The sequence below is a fragment of the Shewanella sp. UCD-FRSSP16_17 genome (assembly GCF_001675935.1).
In the GTDB taxonomy this organism is placed as follows: Bacteria; Pseudomonadota; Gammaproteobacteria; order Enterobacterales; family Shewanellaceae; genus Shewanella; species Shewanella japonica.
This window is the reverse complement of the sequence record NZ_LZFV01000001.1, coordinates 723,510-746,821: the sequence shown is the minus strand read 5'-3', so window position 1 is coordinate 746,821 and position 23,312 is coordinate 723,510. Positions and strand designations below refer to the sequence as shown.

The window sequence follows — 23,312 nt, the reverse complement described above, 5'->3', positions numbered from 1 at the left end:
TAAGTGCTATAGTTGCCAGCATTATTTTAATATAATGCAAAAATACATTCTTTTAGACACCTATTTCCGAATAAAGGGTAGAGTTAAATGCGCAGTCATTATTGTGGAGACGTCAATAAGTCTCATCTTGGTCAAGAAGTCACCTTAGTCGGTTGGGTTAACCGTAGCCGTGATTTAGGCGGTGTTATATTTTTAGACCTTCGTGACAGAGAAGGGATTGTTCAGGTTGTATACGATCCTGACTTAGAAGATGTGTTCAAGGTGGCCAGCAGTCTACGCGGTGAATTCTGTGTGCAAGTTAAAGGCTTAGTACGTGCGCGTCCTGATAGCCAAATCAATGCGCAGATGAAAACTGGGGAAATTGAAGTATTAGGTAAAGACCTAACCATTATCAATACTTCAGCGCCATTACCACTGAGCATGGATAATCACCAAAACAATAGTGAAGAACAACGCTTAAAATATCGCTACCTAGATTTACGTCGCCCAGAAATGGCTGATCGTTTGGTTTTCCGCTCAAAAGTGACTAGCGCTGTTCGTCGCTTTTTAGATGACAGTGGCTTTTTAGATATTGAAACACCAATATTAACCAAAGCCACACCTGAAGGTGCGCGTGATTATTTAGTACCTAGTCGTACTTATAAAGGTCAGTTCTTTGCTTTGCCTCAGTCTCCACAATTGTTTAAGCAATTGTTAATGATGTCGGGCTTTGATAGATATTACCAAATCGTAAAATGTTTCCGTGACGAAGATTTACGTGCTGATCGTCAGCCTGAATTTACTCAAATTGATATCGAAACGTCATTTATGTCATCTGAGCAAGTGATGGCAAAAACGGAAGAAATGGTTCGCGGTTTATTTAACGATTTACTGAATGTAGATTTGGGCGAATTTCCAAGAATGTCATATGCAGAAGCAATGACAAGATATGGTTCAGATAAGCCTGATTTACGTAACCCGCTTGAATTAGTGGACGTTGCTGACGTATTAAAAGACGTTGAATTTGCAGTATTCAGTGGTCCTGCAAATGATGAAGAAGGCCGTGTAGCAGCATTACGTATTCCAACAGGTGCATCACTGTCTCGTAAACAGATTGATAACTACACTAAATATGTCGGCATTTACGGTGCTAAAGGTTTAGCGTGGATGAAAATCAATGATTTAAGTGCTGGTATGGAAGGTATCCAATCTCCTGTGCTTAAATTCTTGAACGAAGACATCGTTAATGAAATTATTGCTCGCACTAATGCACAAACTGGTGACATTATTTTATTTGGTGCAGATAAAGCTAACGTAGTTGCGGAAGCCATGGGCGCATTACGTCTTAAAGCCGGTGAAGACTTTGAGTTGTTAGAAGGTGAATGGCGTCCATTATGGGTTGTCGATTTCCCTATGTTCGAAAAAATAAATGGTGGCTTCCATGCTGTTCACCATCCATTTACCGCACCACGTGGTGTTTCGCCTGAGCAATTAGAAGCCGATCCAGCTGGTACTGTTTCTGATGCTTATGACATGGTACTTAATGGTTGCGAATTAGGTGGCGGTTCAGTCCGTATCCACAATGCAGAAATGCAAAGTGCAGTATTCCGCATCTTAGGTATTTCAGACGAAGAAGCAAACGAGAAGTTTGGTTTCTTATTAGAAGCGTTACGTTACGGTACACCACCACATGCTGGTTTAGCCTTTGGTTTAGATCGCATTATTATGTTGATGACCGGAGCAAGCTCAATTCGTGATGTGATGGCATTCCCTAAAACAACAACGGCAGCATGCCCACTAACCAATGCTCCAGGATTTGCCAATCCACAACAACTGGTTGAGTTAGGTGTGAGTGTCATTCCTCAAGAGAAACCTGCTGCTGACGAGTAAGCTTAATGATTAAGTCGATTTTTTTGTATGTCGACATCAAGCATTAAATGACAAACCGAGGCAATTGCCTCGGTCTGTTTTTATATAGAACAAAATAACTGAAGGAGTCGTAATGGCAGGTCACAGTAAATGGGACAACATTAAACATCGTAAAGCAGCGCAAGATGCAAAACGAGGAAAACTTTTCAGTAAATTTATCCGAGAGTTAACAGTATCGGCACGTGAAGGTGGTTCAGATCCTGATGCAAACCCGAGACTGCGAGCCGCGATTGATAAAGCCTTATCCAATAACATGACCCGTGATACAGTCGAACGTGCTGTTAAACGTGGGGCTGGTGAGCTGGATGGGCAACAACTCGATACCATCATTTATGAAGGTTATGGACCAGGCGGTACTGCAGTGATGGTTGAAACCATGACTGATAATAAAAACCGAACCGTATCAGGTGTGCGTAATGCGTTCAGTAAATCGGGTGGTAACTTAGGTACTGATGGTTCAGTTGCTTATATGTTTACTAAGTCCGGTGTCATTTCTTATGATGCAAATATCGACGAAGATGAATTGATGGATGCTGCATTAGAAGCGGGTGCGGAAGATGTTATCACCCATGACAATGGCGCATTTGATGTCATGACTACGCCGGATGCTTTTGGTGTGGTAAAAGATGCATTAGATGCAGCAGGCTTTGAAGCGATTAATGCTGAAGTGACTATGATTGCAGGAACTAAAGCTGAATTAGATGCGGATACAGCTGCTAAATTTATGCGCTTAATTGATAACCTTGAAGATCATGATGATGTTCAAGAGGTATATCATAATGCTGAAATTTCAGATGAAGTAATGGAGACCTTGGGTTAACACGCTCAAGCAATGGGTAAACCATGACAATTATATTGGGCATTGACCCAGGCTCTAGGATCACAGGTTACGGCGTTATTCAATGCCAAGGTCGCCAACAACGCTATCTTGGTAGTGGCTGTATTCGAACTTCTGCCGATGATTTACCCACAAGACTCAAGCAAGTTTTTGATGGTATAACAGAAATCATTAAACAGTATCAGCCAGATCAATTTGCCATTGAACGTGTGTTTATGGCTAAAAATGCCGATTCAGCACTCAAACTCGGCCAGGCGAGAGGAGTAGCAATTGTTGCAGCTATGAACGCCAACTTACCCGTTGCTGAATACAGTGCAACTCAGATCAAAAGTGCAGTTGTTGGTACTGGACGCGCCCAAAAAGAGCAAGTTCAGCACATGATCCAACAAATTTTCAAATTGCCAGCTGCCCCGCAAGCAGATGCCGCTGATGCATTGGGTGTTGCCGTTTGCCATCATCATACTTTTCAAAGTTTAATTGCAATGGGCGGTAAAGCCCATAGCCGAACATACGGACGTTATAAATGATAGGAAGATTAAGTGGGTTGGTTGTTGAGAAACAAGCACCGGAAATCGTGTTGGATGTAAATGGTGTAGGTTATGAGTTACAGGTACCTATGACCAGTTTCTATGAGCTCCCTGAGTTAAATCAACAAGCAATGTTATTCACCCACTTTGTGGTGCGTGAAGATGCACAGCTTTTGTATGGTTTTATAACCAAGCAAGAGCGGGCGTTATTTAGGTTATTAATTAAAACTAACGGTGTTGGTCCTAAACTCGCCTTAACAATATTGTCCGGTATGACGGCGGCGGAGTTTGTTAATTGTGTCGAACGAGATGATATAGTCACTTTAGTTAAGTTACCTGGAGTCGGTAAAAAAACGGCAGAGCGTTTAGTGGTTGAGATGCGAGATAAGCTTAAAAGCTTACTAGAGGCCTCTGTTGGATCTGAGCGCGAGTTTGCTTTACAGAGTAACTATAAGCCAGCAGTTGTTGAAAACAATGCAGAAGAAGATGCCATTGCAGCACTTGTTTCTCTAGGCTATAAACCAGCACAAGCGAGTAAAGCTGTATTAAGTGCATACACTGACGGTATGAGCAGCGAAGTCCTGATTAAGGCTGCATTAAAGTCAATGCTATAAAGAGGCAACAATGATAGAAGCGGATCGTTTAATTCAGCCACAAGAGTTTGAGCAAGAAGTGCATATTGACCGTGCTATGCGGCCGAAAATGCTCGATGATTACACAGGGCAAGATGATACTCGTGCGCAGCTTAAAGTTTTTATTGAGGCTGCACTGAAACGTGAAGAAGCGCTGGATCATATGTTGATATTCGGTCCTCCAGGATTGGGTAAGACGACGTTAGCAATGATTGTTGCCAATGAAATGGGCGTTAATATCAAATCAACTTCTGGGCCGGTTCTTGAAAAAGCAGGCGATTTAGCCGCTCTACTAACTAACCTTGAGCATGGCGATGTGTTGTTTATCGATGAAATTCATCGTTTAAGTCCAGTTGTTGAAGAAATCTTATATCCTGCTATGGAAGATTATCAACTGGATATTATGATTGGTGAAGGGCCCGCGGCTCGTTCAATTAAACTGGATTTACCGCCATTTTCTTTAATTGGTGCGACAACTAGAGCAGGGGCATTAACATCGCCATTAAGAGCGCGTTTCGGTATACCGTTAAGGCTAGAGTTTTATAACGTCAAAGATTTGTGCACCATTGTGACTCGCTCTGCCAAGGTGATGGAGTTACCGATTGATGAAGCTGGCGCTTTTGAAATAGCCAAACGCTCTAGAGGTACCCCTCGAATTGCCAATCGTTTATTAAGACGCGTTAGAGATTACGCTGAAGTTAAACATAATGGTTTTGTTACTGAAGATGTGGCTAAAAAAGCGCTGGACTTACTCGATGTCGATTTAGAGGGCTTTGACTATTTAGACAGAAAGCTATTGTTAGCCATTATTGATAAGTTCATGGGCGGGCCTGTTGGTTTAGACAACCTTGCAGCTGCTATTGGTGAGGACAGAGAAACAATTGAAGATGTATTAGAACCATTTTTGATTCAACAAGGCTTTATTCAACGAACACCTCGAGGTCGTATTGCAACAGATAGAGCTTATCAACACTTTGATATAATAAAACCAGCAGAATAAAGTGTTAACATTTTTAAAAGGGAAAGCATTAGCTTTCCTTTTTTTATGTTTTTAAAAAGTGAATAACTATTCAAAAGTGATTGTTATCAATTTTATAACAATTGCTACTGTGTAAAATTCATTCAAAAAATATTTTTCTTCAGCATGTTGTTGCTGATTTGTTATACCTAGGCAGTATATATCTCCAATGTAAAAATATCTTATTGATTGTGCCAATATATCAATTCGTAATTAGTACAACTAACTCAAAATAATTACCCTCCATTGTTAATAATAATGCTGATGAAATAGACATCATTATTTGATAATCCTTGAATGCTAGTTGTGGCGGTGCTTTCAGCGTTTTCTGAGTAAAACTATCCAGTAGCTGAACCAATTCTGAATTAATTAACGATTCTCCAATCATGGTTCAATATATTTGTGTGATCTAGGTCACACTTTTGGTTAGAAGTAAGTTTAAAAAATGTTATAACGACACCAGTGATTAATGCTGAACAATTTGCAATTAAATAGTTTTTTATCCTGCTTATTTAAATTGAAGGTGTTTTGGGATGTAGATCACTTATTTTTGATTACAATCGTAGTGCATATTTATTAACAAAAAATGGCTTAAAAGTTACAACTTCGTGGTTTGACGAAATATCTCTGGTTATTCAGTATCTAGGCCAACGCAATTTTAAATATTTATTTATTTGCGTAAACAGAATAAGAAAAGATATCACCAGGGAGCAACAAATGATTAAAAGATCAAAACTATCAAACAGCATAAACGTGGCTTTATTAGCCTCAGTTTCCGCTGCTTCAGCCGTATCGGTAAGTGCTTATGCTGAAGAAGAATCAGCTAACGTAGAAAGAATTGCAGTTACTGGCTCCCGTATTCAACGTCAAGACATGGAAACTGCTTCTCCAGTCACTGTGATTGATGCTGCTGCGATTCGTTCAGAAGGTTTTACAACAGTCGATGAGCTACTTCAGGCTCAAACGTCAATGGCTGGTGCTGCAGTTGGTTCAAGCACCAACAACGGTTCTGACGGTGTTGCTCAAGTCGACCTTCGTGGTATGGGCTCACAACGTACATTAGTATTGCTTAACGGCCGTCGTATGGTTAACTCAGGTTCTGGTGCTGATAGCTCAGTTGACTTAAACGCAATTCCAGTTGCAATGATTTCGCGTGTCGAGATTCTAAAAGATGGCGCTTCAGCTGTTTATGGTTCTGATGCGATTGCTGGTGTAGTTAACATTATCACTAAGAAAGACTTTGAAGGTTTCCAAGTAGACGTTCAAGGCGGCATGACTGATAAGAGCGACGGTGAAAACGGCGAAATCAGTGCACTATATGGTTTTAACACCGATACAGGTAACTATACGTTTGGTGCTGCATACTCTGAGCGTAGAGGTGTTATTCAATCGGATCGTGATTGGACCGATCCAGGTAACAGTTCTACTACGCCAAATGGTTCTTTAGATGGCATGGTTAAAGATGCTGATGGTAACTGGGTTGATCGTGAAGAAGGCTATGACTTCACTCAAGACAGTTTCTATCAAACACCAAGCAAACGTTACAGCTTATTTGCAAACATGACGCAAGAGCTAGGTAATGACATTATTTTAACTGGTGATATTCTTTACACTAAACGTAAGTCGAATCAGCAGCTAGCAGCTCAACCTGCAATTTTAGCATTAGATGTTTGTCAGCCGGGTGATGATCCAGCTAAGTGTTTTGAACTTGATCAAGACATGATTGATGCTGGTATGGCTCCTAATGATGACGGTCAAATCGACTACCGTAAGCGTATGAATGATGTTGGTCCACGTATTTACAGTCAAGATACTGATACTTGGAGAGTTTCTGCTGGCCTTGAAGGTTCTTTAGATATCAACACTGGTATGAACTGGGATGTATCTTATACCTATGGTAATAACAAAGCAGATACCTCTGTAGAAAACTCGATTAATGCAACATTAATGGCTGATGCTATTTATGCTGATCAAGATGCGTGGTTAACAGGTCAACCGATGACTGACCAAGCGTTATTAGACAGTGTTGCGTACACAGAAAAAGCTAATGGTGGTAACGAGCAGCATGTATTCTCTGCGGGCTTAAACGGTGAGTTATTTGACTTAGATGCAGGTCCAGTAGCTTTCGCAGTTGGTGCTGAATACCGCTATGAAAGCGGCTATTACAATCCTGATCCAATTATCGTTGCTGGTGAAGGTACAGCAGCCCAGCAAGATCCAACAGATGGCAGCTACAATGTTTTCTCTATCTTCCAAGAAGTGAGCGTACCGTTTACTGAAAAACTAACCGGTGAATTCGCATTACGCTTTGATGATTACTCTACATTTGGTAATGCATCAACTTGGAAAATTGGTTTAACCTACGAAGCAACAGACGACTTAATGATCCGTACCGTTGCGGCAACCGGTTTCCGTGCTCCAAGTGTGAGCGAGCTATACGGTGGTAACTCAGGTTCTTACGATTACTTAGAAGATCCATGGGGTAATGAGCAAGATGAGCAAATCTTGGTTAACTACACATCAGATGAAGATCTACAACCAGAAGAATCAGAGTCTTACACAGCAGGTCTAGTTTACTCGCCTAGCTACATCGATGGCATGTCATTAACGTTAGATTACTGGCGCTTTAAAGTTAAAAACGCAATTACGCGTTTAGATACTCAAGCAGGTCTTAATGCATGTTACAACGGCGACCAAGCAACTTGTGAGCTATTCAACATTGGTTCAAATGGAGATTTGTCTAACTTAACAAACTCATTAACCAACGTAGGTTACCAAGACACAAGTGGTATTGATTTCAACTTAGCTTACCGCTTTGACGCGCTAAACTTAGATTGGACAGTCAGTAACGATACAACTTACTTGTTAAACTTTGAGCAAGATGGCATTGACTACACTAATACTATCGACGGTAACTTCGGCGCATACGCTCAAGTACGTAACAACTTTAGTATCAAAGCAGGTCAAGATGATTGGAGTGTAATGTACTTCAACCGTTATATCGGTGAAATGGATGACTTAAGTGCTGGCACTAAAGTTGATTCAATTCTTTATCACAACATTTCAGCTAGCTACTTTATCAATGATTCTTGGATGTTAAGTGGTGGTGTTAAAAACTTAACTGATGAAGAACCATCAAGAGTGTCTAACGGTAGTGACGGTGGTACAGTACCAGAAGTTTACGACACTATCGGTCGTACATACTTTGTTGGAGTAACAATGAACTTCTAATCGAAGTTTATTCCATCAAAAAAGCCAGCATTTGCTGGCTTTTTTGTTGAATATAAAGCTAAATCATTAACGAATTAACCTAATCCTTCGCTCATGGCTTTCTTTTGAATCAGTTCAATTTTATAACCATCTGGATCTTCAACGAACGCGATTTCAGTTGTGCCACCGGCTACAGGGCCAGGTGCACGAGTGATTTTTCCGCCAGCAGCTTCAATTGCTTTACAGCGTTCATAAATATCTTCTTCACCAATAGCAAGGTGACCAAAGCCATTACCTAAATCATAGCTATCAGTGCCCCAATTATAAGTTAATTCGATCACCGCTTGACCAGTAGATTCTTCACCAAAACCAACAAAGGCGAGGGTATATTCATATTGGGCATTTTCAGATTTTCTCAGTAATGTCATCCCCATAACCTGGGTATAAAACTCAATACTGCGTTCAAGATTACCGACTCTTATCATGGTGTGGAGCAATTGCGACATAATAAACTCTTTGTAGTTAGTTGTTTTGTTTAGGGTAACAAATTTTAAGCCTGTTAAAAAATTGATTTAGCGTGCCATTTTACTGTTTGAGTTCACATAATTACCTCTAAAAGGTAGGAAAAATGTTTAGACACGCTAAAATTAATTTATATTCATTTGGAGACAAGATAATGACAACAGAAATAAAAATGGCTCTTGGTACCTCAGTGGTAATCGTAATTTGTTTTAGTGCTTTCTTTGTTTCAATGTTTTAAGAGCATTATTCAAGTAGCCAAAAGAAACCGCTTAACGCGGTTTTTTTGTGGCTGAATTTCAAGTGAGTGTTAATATTTTATGAAGAGCTTACTAACGCTAAAATTCCCAATTGAAAGCAGTTTGTTGTTCTGATACTGTCCACAGCTTGCTTAAAACAGATGCATCTGTAGCAAAGGATTCAAGCTTACACTCGCCAACAGGGCCAACCCAATTCCACCTTCCTGAAGGCCCATAGTATGCACGTTGCGCAATGGATTGTTCAGTGGCACACATGACTTCAGGATAAGCACCTTGCTCAGCGGTTTGAACTAAGCCAAGTTTGACCATCATCGACCATGATGCGCGAGTAAACAGGTTTACTTTTTCGTTAATCAGTGAAGTATTTGATGCACCAGGGTGGCAAACATATACTTCAACATGCTTATTCGCGGCGGCGATTTTGTTTTGTAATTCATACGCAAACATCATCTGCGCTAATTTACTATGACAATAAGTTTTGTTTGGATGATAGTTTTTATCCCAATTCATATCATTAAACTGAATTGTTTTAAGCCCCATCTTATATCCTTCACTCGCAACAACCACAATGCGTCCTTTAGATGCTTCAATTTTGTTAAACAGTAAGCCGCACAGTAAAAAATGACCGTAATGATTTACACCCAACTGACTCTCAAAACCGTCTTTAGTGAATTCTTGCTTAGCAATCTGTGCTATGGCGCCATTACAAATGAGGGCATCTATCTTTGTTACTGTTTCAAGGATGCTTTGAGCTGCACCTCGAACAGATTTAAGTTCAGCGAGATCAAGTTTGATAAAACTAACATCGGCTTCTGAGCTAAATTCTTGCTTTAATTTTGCTATCGCTGCAGAGGATTTTTCTGGGTTACGATTAAGCATTATCACTTTAGCGCCTTTAGATAATAGTATTCTAGAAGCTTGAAATCCTGCTCCTGCATTAGCGCCTGTGATGAGATAGGTTTTACCTAAAAGTGAACCTAACTGTGTTGGTGTCCAGCCCATAGCACCAAATGGATTGTTGTGTGACATGTGTTTCTCCTAAGGCGATGGCGTGTGCATCGTGAATAGTAAAATGAGTTTCTTGTTCATTAAGGTGTCTGTTTAATGAACTGATGACGCTACTATAACTCTCACTTTTGGCGCTAACTAGGCGATATAGTCTCTAAAATATGCCTATTTGTATCACCTTGTTGAGTTGGCTGTTTTTCAGTGCTACTTTTGAGTTACATGAAAACAAGCAAAACATGGCTTTATTTATTGTAGCTGTGGCAATTAGCAGCTTAGCGATTGTAGTTTGTGCCACTAAGAAGACATTTATGAGTAAATCAGAAATTAAACGATTAATAGAAGCTAAAATCACGCAAGATGGTGTAATAGAGACTGGGATAAAAGGCGTGCAACTGTTTCGCGTGACTGAATCTATGCGCTGTGCACCTGCTGTCTACGAACCTTGCGTTATTGCGATTATTAGTGGTGCTAAACAAGCCATATTAGATGGTAAACATATTATATATGATGAAAATCGTTATATGTGTTGCCCTATATCTATGCCAGTTGAAGCAGGAACCCCAACAGCATCACCTGATAATCCGTTATTAGGAGTGATGATATCACTAGATACAAAAACGATGACTGAACTTAGCATTGAAATGGCAGCGAGTGGGGGGCACAAAAATAAATATAAAACAGGCTCTCAAGGCTTATCTTTAGCGCGTTGGGATGACACGTTTACAGATGCGTTACTGCGTCTTCTACAACTACAAGGTAGTGAACTTGATATTGCGGTTCTGGCTGCAAGCCGACTGAGAGAATTATATTTTGCGGTACTAAAAGGCGATGCAGGCGAAGCTGCGCGAGCAGCATTCGGAGTCGGAAATGAGATAGCACGTTCAATCGAATACCTTTCATCACGTTTACATGAATCTGTCACGATTGAAGAGATGGCTGAACAGGTAGGTATGAGCCGCGCAGTGTTACATCGAAAATTTAAGCAAGCAACTGCCATGTCGCCGATTCAATTTGTAAAAACAATGCGGTTGAATACCGCTGCAATGAAAATTGCTACAGGAGTGAGTGTAAATGTTGCAGCAATGGCTGTTGGCTATCAAAGTTCTTCGCAATTCAGTCGTGAGTTTAAACGATTGTACGGACAATCACCTAAACAGTGGAGCCAAACTACAGAGCTACCACAAGGGGCAATAGTGTAATGAGTTTGATGCCTTGCTGCATCTAATCAGGAGTCATGATGGAAGATAGAATACTTATCAGAGGGCTGGGTTTTATACTCCTTTTGATTGGGTTAGTGCTGTCAGCTAACCCAGAGTTAGTGAGTAATAAACCTATTCCAAACGATACGTTTAACGCTGTTGAGCGACGGATCTGGTGGGGGTTATTTATTGGTGCAGGGCTTTTGCTTCAGTTTCATTTTCAATTAACGCCATGGCAAGCGACTGTTTCTGCAACACTAACCTCGCTACTCATTGGTTTGTTAATAGCAAGGCTTATTGGTATTGTGCTTGATGGCTCTGTACCTAAACAATGGGTCAATGTCGCAATAGAACTTGTGATGTTAGTGCCTTTAGTTTGGTGGACGATTAAAACACGAAGTTAAATAATTTATTGTAGCTGAAATAAATCAGTCGCTTAAGCGCATGGAGCGGCAAGGCTAAGTTTATCTTAATGGTCCTATAAAGACATAAAACAAGCCTAAACCTAAAGCTATTTTCTGCTAATAATAAGAATAATAGCTTTCAGGTTTGAAGCTTTTATTTAAGGCTAGTTAGCACCATTAACTTTAGTGCTATTAACTTTAGTGCTATTAACATTAATCTCGTTCGCTTTAGCCTTATTCACTTTAGTCTTTATTAGCTTGAGTCCAAGTCACTTCGGCTATTTGATTAGTCGCTGTTTGATGAATAATTAGACCATTTTCTCCCATCCTCATGTGCCGGATAAGTCCTGAATAAACCCCATCCTTACTAGGAATTTGCCAGCTTTGCATGGTTTCATTTTTAAGATCAAATCTGACTAGTGTCTCTGGTCTTTTAGCGGATTCATTAAACCAAATTGCATCATTTGCATACTCTATTGCATAAGGATGACTATATTGACCACTAGGCGTATCCCATTGTGTTATTTCCCCTGTTTTAGGGTTATACCTGCCGAGTTTTCCCATGCCTGAATTGACATAAAACACCATATCATCAGGAGTAATTGCGAGACGACGCGTATGAGTCTGATCACCAGGCAAGCGAATTTCATCTAAAGCCATAGATTGCTTGTCTACTTTAATCAGACAGTTTGAGCCATTACATGAGACCCAAGGTGTACCTGTCGAGTCGAGTTTAATGCCATAGGGGCGAGATTTTTTACTTGGCAATGAAACAAGCTTAATGTCGCCATTTATAGGATTTAATTGGCCAATCATATTACTGTGTTGGAGGGTAAACCAAAAAATGCCGTTATCATCGAATACACCAGTATGAGGATCGCGAGCGTTTTTGTCAGGCATGTTAAACACGGTAAACTTTTCTGTTTCGAGGTCTAAATAACCCACTGTGCCATTTTTATTCCCAAGAAACCAAGGCGTTAGGTTTTTATCTAAGGATACGCTGTGGGGGAAGGTGCCTTCAGGCAGAGGGTATTCCTTCATTTCACCTGTTTTGGGATCCAGTCGCCCAAGGATATTCCCCCATTGTCCGACCCACCAAATAATGCCATTTTTTCCTTGAATTGGATCCCTTGCTCGCTGGCCCAGTGTGGGGACTTGCCAGTAGGTAAATTGTAACTCAATGTCACCATCGACTACTGTCGAAGCTCGTTTGTCACTAGGCGGGTTGTTATTGGCAAGATATTTACTAATTTGACTGACAGAATTAGGATCTAGTTTAACCATGGATGATATAAGTGACTGCCAATGAACTTGTGAATACCCAGCACTGCGATCAATATTGTTAATGCCATGGCAGCTCGAGCATAGCTGGTTAACCATTTTTGCTTGATCATCACTTAACACCGGCGCTGAGCTTAACGTTAAGGTAAATAATGCAGTTAATGAAGCTAGTCGCTGTAAATTGCTTTGCTGATGTCCCACTGAAGCCCCCTAATCACGTTGATTGAGTATCCACTATGCACCCAAAATGTAACTGCTTATTAAGCCAACATATTCGGTGATGGTTTAAACAATCACTAATTTACACACAGACTGATTATGTTGGTCAAGTGATATTAAGTCACAGGTGCGTTATCGAGGGCGTTTGTAATTATCGTTGAGTGGAGAGGAGGCTAAGAGGAAGGGCGCCTTTGAAAAGTTTAAAATACTGTTCGTTCAAAGGCGATATAGTTGAAAGACGTTGGTAAACCTTAGTCTGTTTTATCTTTAAATTCGCATAAATCTTCAATAATGCAACTGCCGCAACGAGGTTTACGGGCAATACAGGTATATCTTCCATGTAAGATAAACCAATGATGCACATCAACTTTAAATTCAGCAGGTGTCACCTTAAGCATTTTTTCTTCTACTTGGTCGACATTTTTACCCATGGCAAACTTAGTGCGGTTTGCCATTCTGAAAATATGGGTATCAACTGCGATAGTAGGCCAGCCAAATGCAGTATTGAGTACAACATTAGCGGTTTTACGACCGACACCAGGTAGTGCTTCTAATGCTTCACGGTTCTCTGGCACTTCACCGCCATGAAGGTTTATCAACATTTCACACGCTTTAATGACATTAATCGCTTTATTATTATAAAGACCGATAGTTTTGATGTAGGTTTTTAATCCTTCTACGCCAAGATCGTATATTTGCTGGGCAGTATTTGCTACAGGAAACAGTTTGTCAGTGGCTTTGTTAACACTGACATCAGTTGCTTGTGCCGACAAAGTCACAGCAACTAACAATTCAAACGGTGATGAAAAGTTGAGTTCTGTTTCCGGCTTAGGGTTGTTTGCCCGTAAGCGAGTTAAAATTTCATGGCGTTTTTGTTTGTTCATGACTTAGCTAACCTTTGTTATCCGAGCACGTGCAATTGTCTCTGTTTCTTGTTGTGGTTTTCTATTTTCAATTTGCGCGTCGATGACATTTTTTAATGCAATCAATAATCCCATGGCGATAAATGCACCTGGTGGTAACATCGCCAAGAGGAAAGGGCTTTCGACATTAAATACTTGAATGGTTAATGAGCTAGCCCAATCGCCAAGTAAGAGTTCAGCACCATCAAATAATGTGCCTTGACCCAGTAGTTCCCGCATTCCACCTAGCACCACTAGAATACCTGTGAAACCCACACCCATCATGAGTCCGTCAAATGCAGCACTGGTGACATTATTACGTGAAGCAAATGCTTCAGCACGGCCGATAATGACGCAGTTAGTGACAATCAGTGGCAAGAATATACCTAATGAAAGGTACAAACCATAGGCGTAAGCATTGATAAGTAATTGCACGCAGGTGACGAGCGCTGCAATGATCATAACAAATACCGGTATACGAATTTCTTTTGGTACATAGTCCCTTACTAACGAGACTAAGATGTTAGAGCCCACTAATACCAATAGCGTCGCTAAACCGAGTCCTAACGCATTTGTCACAGTGGCAGTGACTGCCAGCAGTGGACATAAGCCTAATAGTTGTACTAAACCTGGGTTATTTTTCCATAAGCCTTGCCAAGCTATTTCACGATAATTAGTCATGTTCACGTCCACAATGATTGACGGTTGATAACAACTCATCACGATGTTGTTCAACAAATTCAAGTGCTTTATTGATAGCGCCTACATAAGCACGAGGAGTAATTGTCGCACCTGTAAATTGGTCAATGTCGCCACCGTCTTTTTTAACTGCCATTGGTTTGGAATTAGAGTCATAAGTCATACCGCTAAAACCAAGAACCCAATCAGATTTTCTAAATTCAATTTTATCGCCAAGGCCAGGTGTTTCTTGATGAGTTAATGTACGAACACCCAGTAATTCGTTGTCATTACTGATACCAAGAATAATTTTTATATCCCCATTGTAGCCATCTGGAGCCACTGCTTCTATGGCAAGAGCAACAGCTTGCTGATCCATTTTAGCGATATAAACGGGTAATGGCTCATCTGTGCCTAAATATTCAGCATTGGCCACTAGGATACAATCATCAGTAAGTTGATTGTTGTGCATTGAGTTAGGAATGATTTGCTCTAACACACTGACAAGTTGCTTGCGTTGTTGTTCGATAATCGTATCTTTAGTTAGAAAATTAACCGACGCTACAAGGCCTGTACAACACAGCGCAAATAGCCCGAGTAATAATCCATTTTTAGAAATAATTTTTAACATTGATAATCCAGTTAGCTCGCAGGTTAATTACCTGCACGGTGGCCATATGAACGAGGACGAATGTAATAGTCAATAAATGGTGCGCACATGTTGGCCAATAATACGGCAAATGCTACGGCATCAGGGTAACCACCATAAGTGCGTATGACAAAAATTAACACGCCAATTATTGCGCCGAACAGTAATCTGCCTTTTGGGCTCGTTGCTGCTGTTACAGGATCTGTAGCGATGAAAAATGCACATAACATTGTGCCACCAGAAAACAAATGCAGAATCGGGCTTGCATGGGTGTCAGGGTTAAGTAAAAACGCAAAACCTGAACAAATAAAAATACTGAGTAATATTGCACTACTGATATGCCAGCGAATGACCTTGAGCTTCAACATCACCAAGCCACCAAGAAGGTAAGCCATGTTTACCCAAAACCAGCCGATACCTGTCATACCGTCAAATACGTTACGCTGCAGACTTTCTGTACTGGTCATTCCCATAGATAAATCTGTTTTAAACGTATCTAATGGCGTGGCCATAGTGTGTCCATCAACCGTGATTTTGAAGTAATCTAGACTCGCTGGGCTGATTTCAAAAATTTGGCTTAAAGCCGCTGTTATTCCAACATGGTTGGCAGTCAGTTCTGCAGGTGCTACCCAATTGGTCATTTGCAGTGGAAATGAAACAAGCAGCAATACATAAGCAGCCATTGCAGGGTTGAAAATATTATTGCCCAATCCGCCATATAGATGTTTAACGATCACGATGGCAAATAAACAGCCAATCACGGTCATCCACCAAGGCGTTAGCGGAGGAATGGCAACAGCAATAAGTAGTGCGGTAACTAGGGCGCTGTTATCTGATAACGCACTTTTTATCGACTTGTTTCTCAATTTCATCACTGCAGCTTCAGCGGATAATGAAACCAAAACGGCAATTAATATTTGCACCAAGGTGCCCATGCCAAAAAAGTAAACTTGCGCTGCAATACCTGGAATAAGGCATAGCGCGACTCTTTGCATCACCTTATTGGTTTGCAAATTGGTACTCACATGGGGTGAAGAAGCAATTTTAAATGCCATGTTTATTCCTTTTCACTGCTCTGTTGATTCGCTAATTTTTTCGCTTTAGCTTTGGCTACAGCAGCGGCGATTCTTGCTTTTTTTACCTCAGCAGCCGATTTTATTGGCTCAATTGAGGTTTGATCAAATTGGGTGTCGCTAATGTCGGTTTCAACTGCTTTTGCTTCACTTTGCAGTGGCTGAGTTGCGCCTAGTGCGAGCTTTTTCGCTTTTGCTTTAGCGACAGCAGCGGCAATTCTTGCTTTTTTCTCATCAGCAGGAGACAAAGTGGCTGTTTCAGGTACCGAATCTGATTGTGTTTCTGTCTTAACGGTAACGGGAGTGTCAATTGCTTGTGATTGAACAAGGTGATCATCATCTTGCTGCGGTTGACCAGCACGTTGACCAGCACTTTGACTAGCACTTTGACCAGCACTTTGTGCGAGCTTTTTCGCTTTTGCTTTAGCGACAGCAGCGGCAACTCTTGCTTTTTTCTCATCTGCAGGAGACAAAGTGAGTGTTTCCGCTACTGAACCTGATTCTGTTTCTGGGGTAACGGTAACGGAAGTGTCAATTGCTTGTGCTTGTGCAAGGTGTTCATCATCTTGCTGCGGTTGTCCAGCACTTTGAGCCAGCCTTTTCGCTTTTGCTTTAGCGACAGCTGCGGCAATTCTTGCTTTTTTCTCATCTGCAGGAGATAACGACGCTTGCACTGACGATTGCTCGTTAACTGAAGACGATTCTATTGTTTGCTGTTGATCTTCTGATTGAGTATCAGCTTGTTTAGCCAGTTTTTTAGCTTTAGCTCTGGCTACTGCAGCAGCTATCTGGGCTTTTTTATCATCAACAGGCACAGATTCCTTAGTGTTATCGGGTGCTTGCTCAGAAACCTTATTATCGCTTTGTTGCGCAAGCTTTTTGGCTTTTGCTCGTGCAACTGCAGCAGCTATCTGGGCTTTTTTATCATCAACAGGTACAGATTCATTAGTGTTATCGGGTGCTTGCTCAGAAACCTTATTATCGCTCTGTTGCGGACGTTTTTTGGCTTTTGCTCGTGCAACTGCCGCAGCTATTTGTGCTTTCTTGTCATCAACAGGTGAAGCGTGTTCTGTTGTTTGATCTAACTGTGCTGATGGTTCCTGAATTGATGCTTGATTTTCTGCCTGTTGCGCGAGCTTTTTCGCTTTAGCACGTGCAATGGCAGCGCTAACTGCTGATGACTTATCTGTGGAAGCGGCAGGTTTACTATCTGCTTGAGTGTTTTGTTCTGCCATTTTCTTTTTCGCAGCCACTCTAGCCATTGCTTCAGCAACCGCGTTTTTCTTATCACTATTTTCCATCGCAGCTTTACGTTTTTCTGCGGCTAAGCGTGACTTTTCTTCTCGTGCACGTTTTTCATCTTCTAAACGCTGCAGTCTTGCCTCAAATCGGACTTTTGCTTGTTCTGCTTGTCTTTTTTCTTCAGCTTCGTTTTTAAGAGCAGATTTTGCAATACGATAATATTCAACTAAGGGGATATCGCTTGGACAAACGTAACTGCAACAGCCGCATTCGATACAGTCTTTTAAATTAAAGCTGGCTGCTTTGTCATACTCTTCTGCTTTTGCATGCCAAAATAACTGCTGAGGCAATAATAGTGCAGGGCATGCAATGGCGCATTCTCCGCAGCGTATACATGCTTTTTCTTCAGTATCAGGCGCTATTTCATTTTGACTTGGGGTCAATATACAGTTGGTGCCTTTTAGCACTGGTACATCAAAATCTGGTAGTGCGTAACCCATCATTGGGCCACCAATAATCACTTTTTGTAAAGGCGCCTCATCAAAACCAACTTGTTCAAGTATATCTTTAACACTTGAACCTATGGGTAACCAGTAGTTACCTGGTGTTGAGACTTGCTCACCAGTTAAAGTCACTAGGCGCTCAATTAACGGTTTCCCATGTAGCACGGCATCTTGAATAGCGTAAGCCGTACCGACGTTATGAACAACAATGCCTTGCTGAGCTGGAATGCTGCCAGTTGGTACTTCACGGCCAGTAATGATTTGTATAAGCTGTTTTTCACCACCAGAAGGATACTTAGTAGGGATGACTGTCACTTTGACAATCCCTTGTAATTCAGTAGCGTTATCAAGTGCACTACGCATTGCACTGACAGCTTCTGGTTTATTATCTTCAATAGCAATAATAATGCGCTGAGGAGAGAGCAAAGTATTAATGATGTTAATGCCTGAGAGGATCTCGGTAGCGTTTTCACGCATAATTACATCATCTGAGGTAATGTAAGGTTCGCATTCCACACCATTAATGATAACTAAATCGATTTCACTGGCTGGGTTTAATTTTATATGGCTAGGAAAACTTGCTCCCCCCATACCCGCAATGCCAGCTTGCATGATTTTATCTAGAATTTGTTGATTAGATAGGGTTGCTAATTCACTGCTCTGATAATCAATGCTGTCGTCTTTGCCATCGGCTTGTATCACACATGTCAATACGGGTAAGCCTGATGCATGATTACTTGGCTTTAACGCAATATCAGCAATAATGCCTGATGTTGGCGCATGCACTGGTAAGTAAATAAAGCCTTCACCTTCAGTCAGCATTTGGCCTTTTAATACTTTGTCGCCAACCTTTACTTGTAAGCGTGCGCTGTCACCCACTTGCGGGACAGGTACAGAATAATAACGCGATAACGGTAGTCGAGCGCTATTAACTTGATTGGATACGCTTTTTAATTGTGGTGGATGGATCCCGCCTGGAGAGTGCCATAACGTCCCTTTATCAATTTGTTCTAATAAAGTTAGCACTGAGATTCCTCTTTTACTTCACGGTTAGGCGCTTGAACACCTTCTACAATGGTTACTGGGATACGGCTTAACTTCCAATCCCAATTTTTAAGGTTTTGTTCAACAGGTATCATGTCAATGCAATCTACCGGGCAGGGCTCGACACACAAATCACAGCCTGTACAGTCTTTAGCGATAACGGTATGCATTAACTTACCAGCGCCTAATATGGCATCCACTGGACAGGCTTGAATACACTTAGTGCAACCAATACATTCGTCTTCGCGAATAAAGGCGACCTTTTTAATATTTTCTTGAGCGACTTCATTTAACGGCTCAGGATCAACGCCCATCAAACTGGCAATTTTTTCCATTGTCGCAGTGCCGCCTGGTGGGCATTTATTGACATTATCGCCATTGGCAATTGCTTCTGCGTATGGGCGACAGCCAGGGTAGCCACATTGGCCACATTGTGTTTGCGGTAGCAGCGCTTCAACTTGTTCAACAATGGGGTTGCCTTCAACTTTAAACTTGATGGAGGCATAACCTAAAATGAGTCCGAATATGAGTGCTAATACGGTGAGCACGATAACTGCGATTACAATACTAGACATGATTATTTAACCAGCCCCGCAAATCCCATGAAGGCAAGAGACATTAAACCCGCTGTGATCATGGCGATAGCCCCGCCTTTGAAAGGTAGTGGGACATCTGCTGCAGCAAGACGTTCTCTCATGGCTGAAAATAAAACAAGCACTAATGAAAAACCAATAGCGGCGCCAAAGCCATAAACTGCAGATTGAATAAAGTTATGGTCTTCATTGACGTTCAATAGGGCAACACCTAATACAGCACAATTGGTTGTGATAAGTGGCAGGTAAATACCTAAAGCTCGATGTAATGATGCACTGGTTTTTTGAACCATCATCTCAGTAAACTGCACGACGACAGCAATGACCAAGATAAAACTCATGGTTCTTAGATAGTTGAGGTCGAAAGGCTTTAATAAGAACTCATTGGTTAAAAAGCTGAGAATACTAGCTAGGGTCAACACAAACGTTGTCGCCATGGACATACCAATGGCTGAGGCGAGCTTGCTTGATACTCCCATAAAAGGGCACAAACCAAGGAATTTTACTAACACAAAGTTATTGACTAACACGGTGCCAATTAACAGTAAGAGATAGTCTGTCATTACTACACTTTTTAATTCAGATATTAGTTGTATTATCTAAGGTTTAGGCTTGAGAAACAACGGATAAAAAAAAGGGTTATGTAAATAATAACCCTAATTTGTAAGATTGGACTGACATTGGTCGATTATTTATCTGTTTTAGCGATAATTTCTGGCCTAGCAATATAATAACCTTGTAATCCGTCAACTAACATTTTTTCTAATGTGAGTTTCTCATCTTGTTTTTCAACGCCTGTGGCTATGACTTTAATCCCAATTCTGCGTGAAATATCAACAATCATTCTGACAAAGAATTTGTTGTTATTATCTTGATCAATGTTTTCGCTGTAACTGCTGTCTAATTTAATGACATCTGGTTTTACTTCGCGGAAAAATTTAAACGAAGAAAAGCCTAATCCGAAATGTTGAATGGCCACTTTTGCGCCCACTTTATGCATTTCGTTGACGAAACGGCGACTGGCAGTGACATTTTTTTGCATGCCAGATTCATTAAGCTCAAATACGATTCTTGCAGAGGTAGAGCGGTGACTCGACAATATATCGCGTAACCATGACACAAACACTTCTTGTAAGGCTGATGAGGCACTGATGTTAATACCGAAGTTACCCGTTAGGCTTGGGTTTGAATTTAATAGTTGTAGCGTGTGCACCACAATCATTTTATCTAAATCCACATTTAGTCCATGACGTTCTGACATGGCAATGACACTGGCAGTGGGCAAGTTTGAGCCTTCACTATTATAAAAGCGAGCAAATAATTCTCGATAAACATCCACTTGATTGTTACAAGGTAAAATAGGCTGCTGGAAAAACTTGATGCCTTTACGATTAATTAATTCATTAATGGTCACTTTCCAGTGATCGTCGCCCAATTGCTGATTACCAGAAAACTTCTCGAGTATATGGTAACGATTAGGCCCTGATGTTTGAGCAATGCTAACTGCAGTATCTGCAAGTGTCAGCAGGGCATGAGAGTCACAGTTTTGTTCAAACGGCACCATTCCGCTATGGGCGATGCTATCGGTATCAACCGTTTGAGCATATTCATCGAGGTAACGTTTTAAGCTGACTAAAAACTGTTCGCCTTCTTTAACGGTAATATCGTTAATAAATAACGCAAAATCACTGCTCGATACGCGATAATATTCATTGACCCCTGTTTTGGCTGCTGCTTGACGTATGCACGTGGCAATTTTACTTAGATAATCATCGCCAGCTTCACGGCCATGAAGCTGATTAATACTTGATAATTCGGCGGCTTTAATAATGCAAAGCACCCCAAATTGTTGTTTATCTGAATCAGTAATCGTTTTTAAATAATCATTAAATCGACGACGAGTAGAGAAGCCAGTTACAGGATCTTGATATGCGGCTTTGGTTAATAAGTCGTTTTCTTTATGGAAGTTACCAATACTGGTTTTCAGCTCAATTCGGCTTTTCTCAAGAGCAACGCCAATGGGTTTTAATGAACCTCGTAAGCGTGAAGTCTCAACAGCCTGAAAAGACAGGTTGGGGATATTATCTACGTAATCACAAATATATTTTATGCCACGGCGATGAATGGCCATAAGTATTGCAAAGCTAATCATTATCAACAAGTAAGCAACAATTGTTAAGGTTGCTGCTTTTTCAAGGTTGACAAAACTTGCTGAAATTACCGAACTCGTACTCAGTCTGACTTGCAGTCGGCCTTGTGAGAATGCTTTTGTATGGCCAAGTTCAATTTTAAAAATGGTATCTTCAAAATTGCCTTCAGCTTTAGCGAGTGAACCAAACGTGAAGTTCTTATCACTGTCACTTTCATGTATGTATTGAAAAAATTGAAAAGTAAACTGTTGAGAAAGTAATTCATATAGTGATTTGCCGTCACCTGTCCAATCAGACATTTGATTAACATATTCAGCGTACTTTTCGGTCGCTATAGAACCTTGGCGCTGCATTTCTTTATTTTCTAGATCGTAAATCCGATAAAGTAATAATCCGAAAATGACAAATAAAACTAATTGGAAAGATTTTGATAAACCCATGAATAGTCCATTTCCTATAATACACAGTTGTCTTCATTCAATTTTGGTATAGCGGAAAAATAAAAAGCTACAACAAATAAAGGAGTTAACGAATAGAATTGTAGTGTAATTTACAAAAAAATATAAGGGAATTTAAAAAAGATAGTAATAGGAGGAAGGTAGTAATTTTAACGATTGAATTCTTCTTGGCTCCCCAGACTGGACTCGAACCAGTGACATACGGATTAACAGTCCGCCGTTCTACCAACTGAACTACAGGGGAATTGAAGAATATATAAGAATTGGCTCCCCAGACTGGACTCGAACCAGTGACATACGGATTAACAGTCCGCCGTTCTACCAACTGAACTACAGGGGAATCGCTATTTCTTAATTGTGTTTTAATTGGCTCCCCAGACTGGACTCGAACCAGTGACATACGGATTAACAGTCCGCCGTTCTACCAACTGAACTACAGGGGAATCGATTAAAACTAAGATAAAATTGGCTCCCCAGACTGGACTCGAACCAGTGACATACGGATTAACAGTCCGCCGTTCTACCAACTGAACTACAGGGGAATCGCATTTTATCTTTATTTTCAACAAACTAAACTAAATTGGCTCCCCAGACTGGACTCGAACCAGTGACATACGGATTAACAGTCCGCCGTTCTACCAACTGAACTACAGGGGAATCGTTTTTAGCAATGTATTGCTGAGAACGGAGCGCATAGTAAAACGCCCTGATCAATGAGTCAACTCGAGATATAAAAAAAAGTGAAAAATTGATGTTAACTGCTCATCTAATACCCATCGTGGCTTATAAATGCCCATAATGGCTATTTTTTACTAATCAATTTGAAAAGTAACACTTTTACTCAACGGCAATGAATCGTGTCATTTAACTCATCATCTCCACTTTAATGGGTTAATTCAAGTATCAACCACGGCAAAATAAGGTTTTAACTGCTATCAGCGCCGATTTTCGGTTGTCTTTTTGCTTTTTAGGATTGATTCAAGACGAGTATGTTATG

Annotated in this window: 19 protein-coding genes and 5 tRNA genes; 8 read left to right on the top strand and 16 right to left on the bottom strand. The window is 40.8% G+C overall.

Translation table 11 applies throughout. The features are described from left to right. Positions 1-87 precede the first annotated feature (87 nt). From aspS to A9267_RS03145, 6 genes are all read left to right on the top strand, one after another. Positions 88-1,869: an aspartate--tRNA ligase gene (aspS, locus tag A9267_RS03175; protein ID WP_065108202.1), complete on the top strand. Its 1,782-nt coding sequence runs from the start codon at positions 88-90 to the stop codon at positions 1,867-1,869. A gap of 112 nt (positions 1,870-1,981) precedes the next feature. Beyond that, on the top strand, positions 1,982-2,728 hold the full coding sequence (locus A9267_RS03170; protein WP_055025906.1) for a YebC/PmpR family DNA-binding transcriptional regulator: 747 nt from the start codon (positions 1,982-1,984) through the stop codon (positions 2,726-2,728). 23 nt (positions 2,729-2,751) lie between these two features. After that, positions 2,752-3,273, top strand: coding sequence for a crossover junction endodeoxyribonuclease RuvC (ruvC, locus tag A9267_RS03165; protein WP_065108201.1), 522 nt, complete (start codon positions 2,752-2,754; stop codon positions 3,271-3,273). After that, complete coding sequence (gene ruvA, locus A9267_RS03160; RefSeq protein ID WP_065108200.1) at positions 3,270-3,887, top strand: Holliday junction branch migration protein RuvA; 618 nt, start codon at positions 3,270-3,272, stop codon at positions 3,885-3,887. Before ruvC ends, ruvA begins: the two co-directional genes overlap by 4 nt. Positions 3,888-3,897: 10 nt before the next feature. Beyond that, positions 3,898-4,905 (top strand): Holliday junction branch migration DNA helicase RuvB, encoded by a 1,008-nt coding sequence (gene ruvB / locus A9267_RS03155; protein WP_055025909.1) that lies wholly within the window; start codon positions 3,898-3,900, stop codon positions 4,903-4,905. A 735-nt stretch (positions 4,906-5,640) separates the two neighbouring features. Continuing rightward, on the top strand, positions 5,641-8,154 hold the full coding sequence (locus tag A9267_RS03145) for a TonB-dependent receptor (RefSeq protein WP_065108198.1): 2,514 nt from the start codon (positions 5,641-5,643) through the stop codon (positions 8,152-8,154). A gap of 74 nt (positions 8,155-8,228) precedes the next feature. Here the strand turns inward: A9267_RS03145 and gloA are convergent, their stop codons facing one another. Beyond that, complete coding sequence (gene gloA, locus A9267_RS03140; protein ID WP_055025912.1) at positions 8,229-8,639, bottom strand: lactoylglutathione lyase; 411 nt, start codon at positions 8,637-8,639, stop codon at positions 8,229-8,231. Between the two features lie 351 nt (positions 8,640-8,990). Beyond that, a complete protein-coding gene (locus A9267_RS03135) occupies positions 8,991-9,941 on the bottom strand; it encodes an SDR family oxidoreductase (protein WP_065108197.1) in 951 nt (316 codons plus the stop codon). Between the two features lie 287 nt (positions 9,942-10,228). On the opposite strand from A9267_RS03135, the gene A9267_RS03130 reads away from it, so the two are divergent. Further along, positions 10,229-11,119, top strand: coding sequence for an AraC family transcriptional regulator (locus A9267_RS03130; RefSeq protein WP_065108452.1), 891 nt, complete (start codon positions 10,229-10,231; stop codon positions 11,117-11,119). A 38-nt stretch (positions 11,120-11,157) separates the two neighbouring features. After that, positions 11,158-11,523: a DUF4345 family protein gene (locus tag A9267_RS03125; RefSeq protein WP_065108196.1), complete on the top strand. Its 366-nt coding sequence runs from the start codon at positions 11,158-11,160 to the stop codon at positions 11,521-11,523. Between the two features lie 243 nt (positions 11,524-11,766). On the opposite strand, the gene A9267_RS03120 is transcribed toward A9267_RS03125, so the two are convergent. From A9267_RS03120 to A9267_RS03055, 14 genes are all read right to left on the bottom strand, one after another. Next, the gene (locus A9267_RS03120; protein WP_065108195.1) at positions 11,767-13,005 is read right to left on the bottom strand and encodes a Vgb family protein; all 1,239 of its coding nucleotides are present in this window, start codon (positions 13,003-13,005) and stop codon (positions 11,767-11,769) included. A gap of 269 nt (positions 13,006-13,274) precedes the next feature. Next, complete coding sequence (gene nth / locus A9267_RS03115) at positions 13,275-13,907, bottom strand: endonuclease III (protein WP_055025916.1); 633 nt, start codon at positions 13,905-13,907, stop codon at positions 13,275-13,277. A 3-nt stretch (positions 13,908-13,910) separates the two neighbouring features. Further along, the gene (locus A9267_RS03110) at positions 13,911-14,606 is read right to left on the bottom strand and encodes an electron transport complex subunit E (RefSeq protein WP_055025917.1); all 696 of its coding nucleotides are present in this window, start codon (positions 14,604-14,606) and stop codon (positions 13,911-13,913) included. Continuing rightward, a complete protein-coding gene (gene rsxG / locus A9267_RS03105; protein ID WP_156669091.1) occupies positions 14,599-15,234 on the bottom strand; it encodes an electron transport complex subunit RsxG in 636 nt (211 codons plus the stop codon). Before rsxG ends, A9267_RS03110 begins: the two co-directional genes overlap by 8 nt. A 23-nt stretch (positions 15,235-15,257) precedes the next feature. Continuing rightward, a complete protein-coding gene (gene rsxD / locus A9267_RS03100; RefSeq protein ID WP_065108194.1) occupies positions 15,258-16,307 on the bottom strand; it encodes an electron transport complex subunit RsxD in 1,050 nt (349 codons plus the stop codon). A 2-nt stretch (positions 16,308-16,309) separates the two neighbouring features. Beyond that, the gene (gene rsxC, locus A9267_RS03095) at positions 16,310-19,096 is read right to left on the bottom strand and encodes an electron transport complex subunit RsxC (protein WP_065108193.1); all 2,787 of its coding nucleotides are present in this window, start codon (positions 19,094-19,096) and stop codon (positions 16,310-16,312) included. Then, the gene (rsxB, locus tag A9267_RS03090) at positions 19,090-19,689 is read right to left on the bottom strand and encodes an electron transport complex subunit RsxB (RefSeq protein WP_065108192.1); all 600 of its coding nucleotides are present in this window, start codon (positions 19,687-19,689) and stop codon (positions 19,090-19,092) included. Before rsxB ends, rsxC begins: the two co-directional genes overlap by 7 nt. 2 nt (positions 19,690-19,691) lie before the next feature. Then, positions 19,692-20,270: an electron transport complex subunit RsxA gene (rsxA, locus tag A9267_RS03085; protein ID WP_055025921.1), complete on the bottom strand. Its 579-nt coding sequence runs from the start codon at positions 20,268-20,270 to the stop codon at positions 19,692-19,694. Positions 20,271-20,395: 125 nt separating this feature from the next. Further along, positions 20,396-22,297 (bottom strand): EAL domain-containing protein, encoded by a 1,902-nt coding sequence (locus tag A9267_RS03080; RefSeq protein WP_055025922.1) that lies wholly within the window; start codon positions 22,295-22,297, stop codon positions 20,396-20,398. Between the two features lie 186 nt (positions 22,298-22,483). Then, positions 22,484-22,559 (bottom strand) — tRNA-Asn (locus A9267_RS03075). Between the two features lie 20 nt (positions 22,560-22,579). Beyond that, positions 22,580-22,655, bottom strand: a tRNA-Asn gene (locus tag A9267_RS03070). A gap of 27 nt (positions 22,656-22,682) precedes the next feature. Then, positions 22,683-22,758: transfer RNA gene (locus tag A9267_RS03065), tRNA-Asn, on the bottom strand. 23 nt (positions 22,759-22,781) lie between these two features. Continuing rightward, a tRNA-Asn gene (locus tag A9267_RS03060) sits at positions 22,782-22,857 on the bottom strand. A gap of 39 nt (positions 22,858-22,896) precedes the next feature. Next, a tRNA-Asn gene (locus tag A9267_RS03055) sits at positions 22,897-22,972 on the bottom strand. Positions 22,973-23,312 lie beyond the last annotated feature (340 nt).

Coding starts and splice junctions, on each gene's coding strand:
- aspS (WP_065108202.1), top strand. CDS start 88: ATGCGCAGTCATTATTGTGGAGACGTCAATAAGTCTCATCTTGGTCAA.
- A9267_RS03170 (WP_055025906.1), top strand. CDS start 1,982: ATGGCAGGTCACAGTAAATGGGACAACATTAAACATCGTAAAGCAGCG.
- ruvC (WP_065108201.1), top strand. CDS start 2,752: ATGACAATTATATTGGGCATTGACCCAGGCTCTAGGATCACAGGTTAC.
- ruvA (WP_065108200.1), top strand. CDS start 3,270: ATGATAGGAAGATTAAGTGGGTTGGTTGTTGAGAAACAAGCACCGGAA.
- ruvB (WP_055025909.1), top strand. CDS start 3,898: ATGATAGAAGCGGATCGTTTAATTCAGCCACAAGAGTTTGAGCAAGAA.
- A9267_RS03145 (WP_065108198.1), top strand. CDS start 5,641: ATGATTAAAAGATCAAAACTATCAAACAGCATAAACGTGGCTTTATTA.
- gloA (WP_055025912.1), bottom strand. CDS start 8,639: ATGTCGCAATTGCTCCACACCATGATAAGAGTCGGTAATCTTGAACGC.
- A9267_RS03135 (WP_065108197.1), bottom strand. CDS start 9,941: ATGTCACACAACAATCCATTTGGTGCTATGGGCTGGACACCAACACAG.
- A9267_RS03130 (WP_065108452.1), top strand. CDS start 10,229: ATGAGTAAATCAGAAATTAAACGATTAATAGAAGCTAAAATCACGCAA.
- A9267_RS03125 (WP_065108196.1), top strand. CDS start 11,158: ATGGAAGATAGAATACTTATCAGAGGGCTGGGTTTTATACTCCTTTTG.
- nth (WP_055025916.1), bottom strand. CDS start 13,907: ATGAACAAACAAAAACGCCATGAAATTTTAACTCGCTTACGGGCAAAC.
- A9267_RS03110 (WP_055025917.1), bottom strand. CDS start 14,606: ATGACTAATTATCGTGAAATAGCTTGGCAAGGCTTATGGAAAAATAAC.
- rsxG (WP_156669091.1), bottom strand. CDS start 15,234: ATGTTAAAAATTATTTCTAAAAATGGATTATTACTCGGGCTATTTGCG.
- rsxD (WP_065108194.1), bottom strand. CDS start 16,307: ATGGCATTTAAAATTGCTTCTTCACCCCATGTGAGTACCAATTTGCAA.
- rsxB (WP_065108192.1), bottom strand. CDS start 19,689: ATGTCTAGTATTGTAATCGCAGTTATCGTGCTCACCGTATTAGCACTC.
- rsxA (WP_055025921.1), bottom strand. CDS start 20,270: ATGACAGACTATCTCTTACTGTTAATTGGCACCGTGTTAGTCAATAAC.
- A9267_RS03080 (WP_055025922.1), bottom strand. CDS start 22,297: ATGGGTTTATCAAAATCTTTCCAATTAGTTTTATTTGTCATTTTCGGA.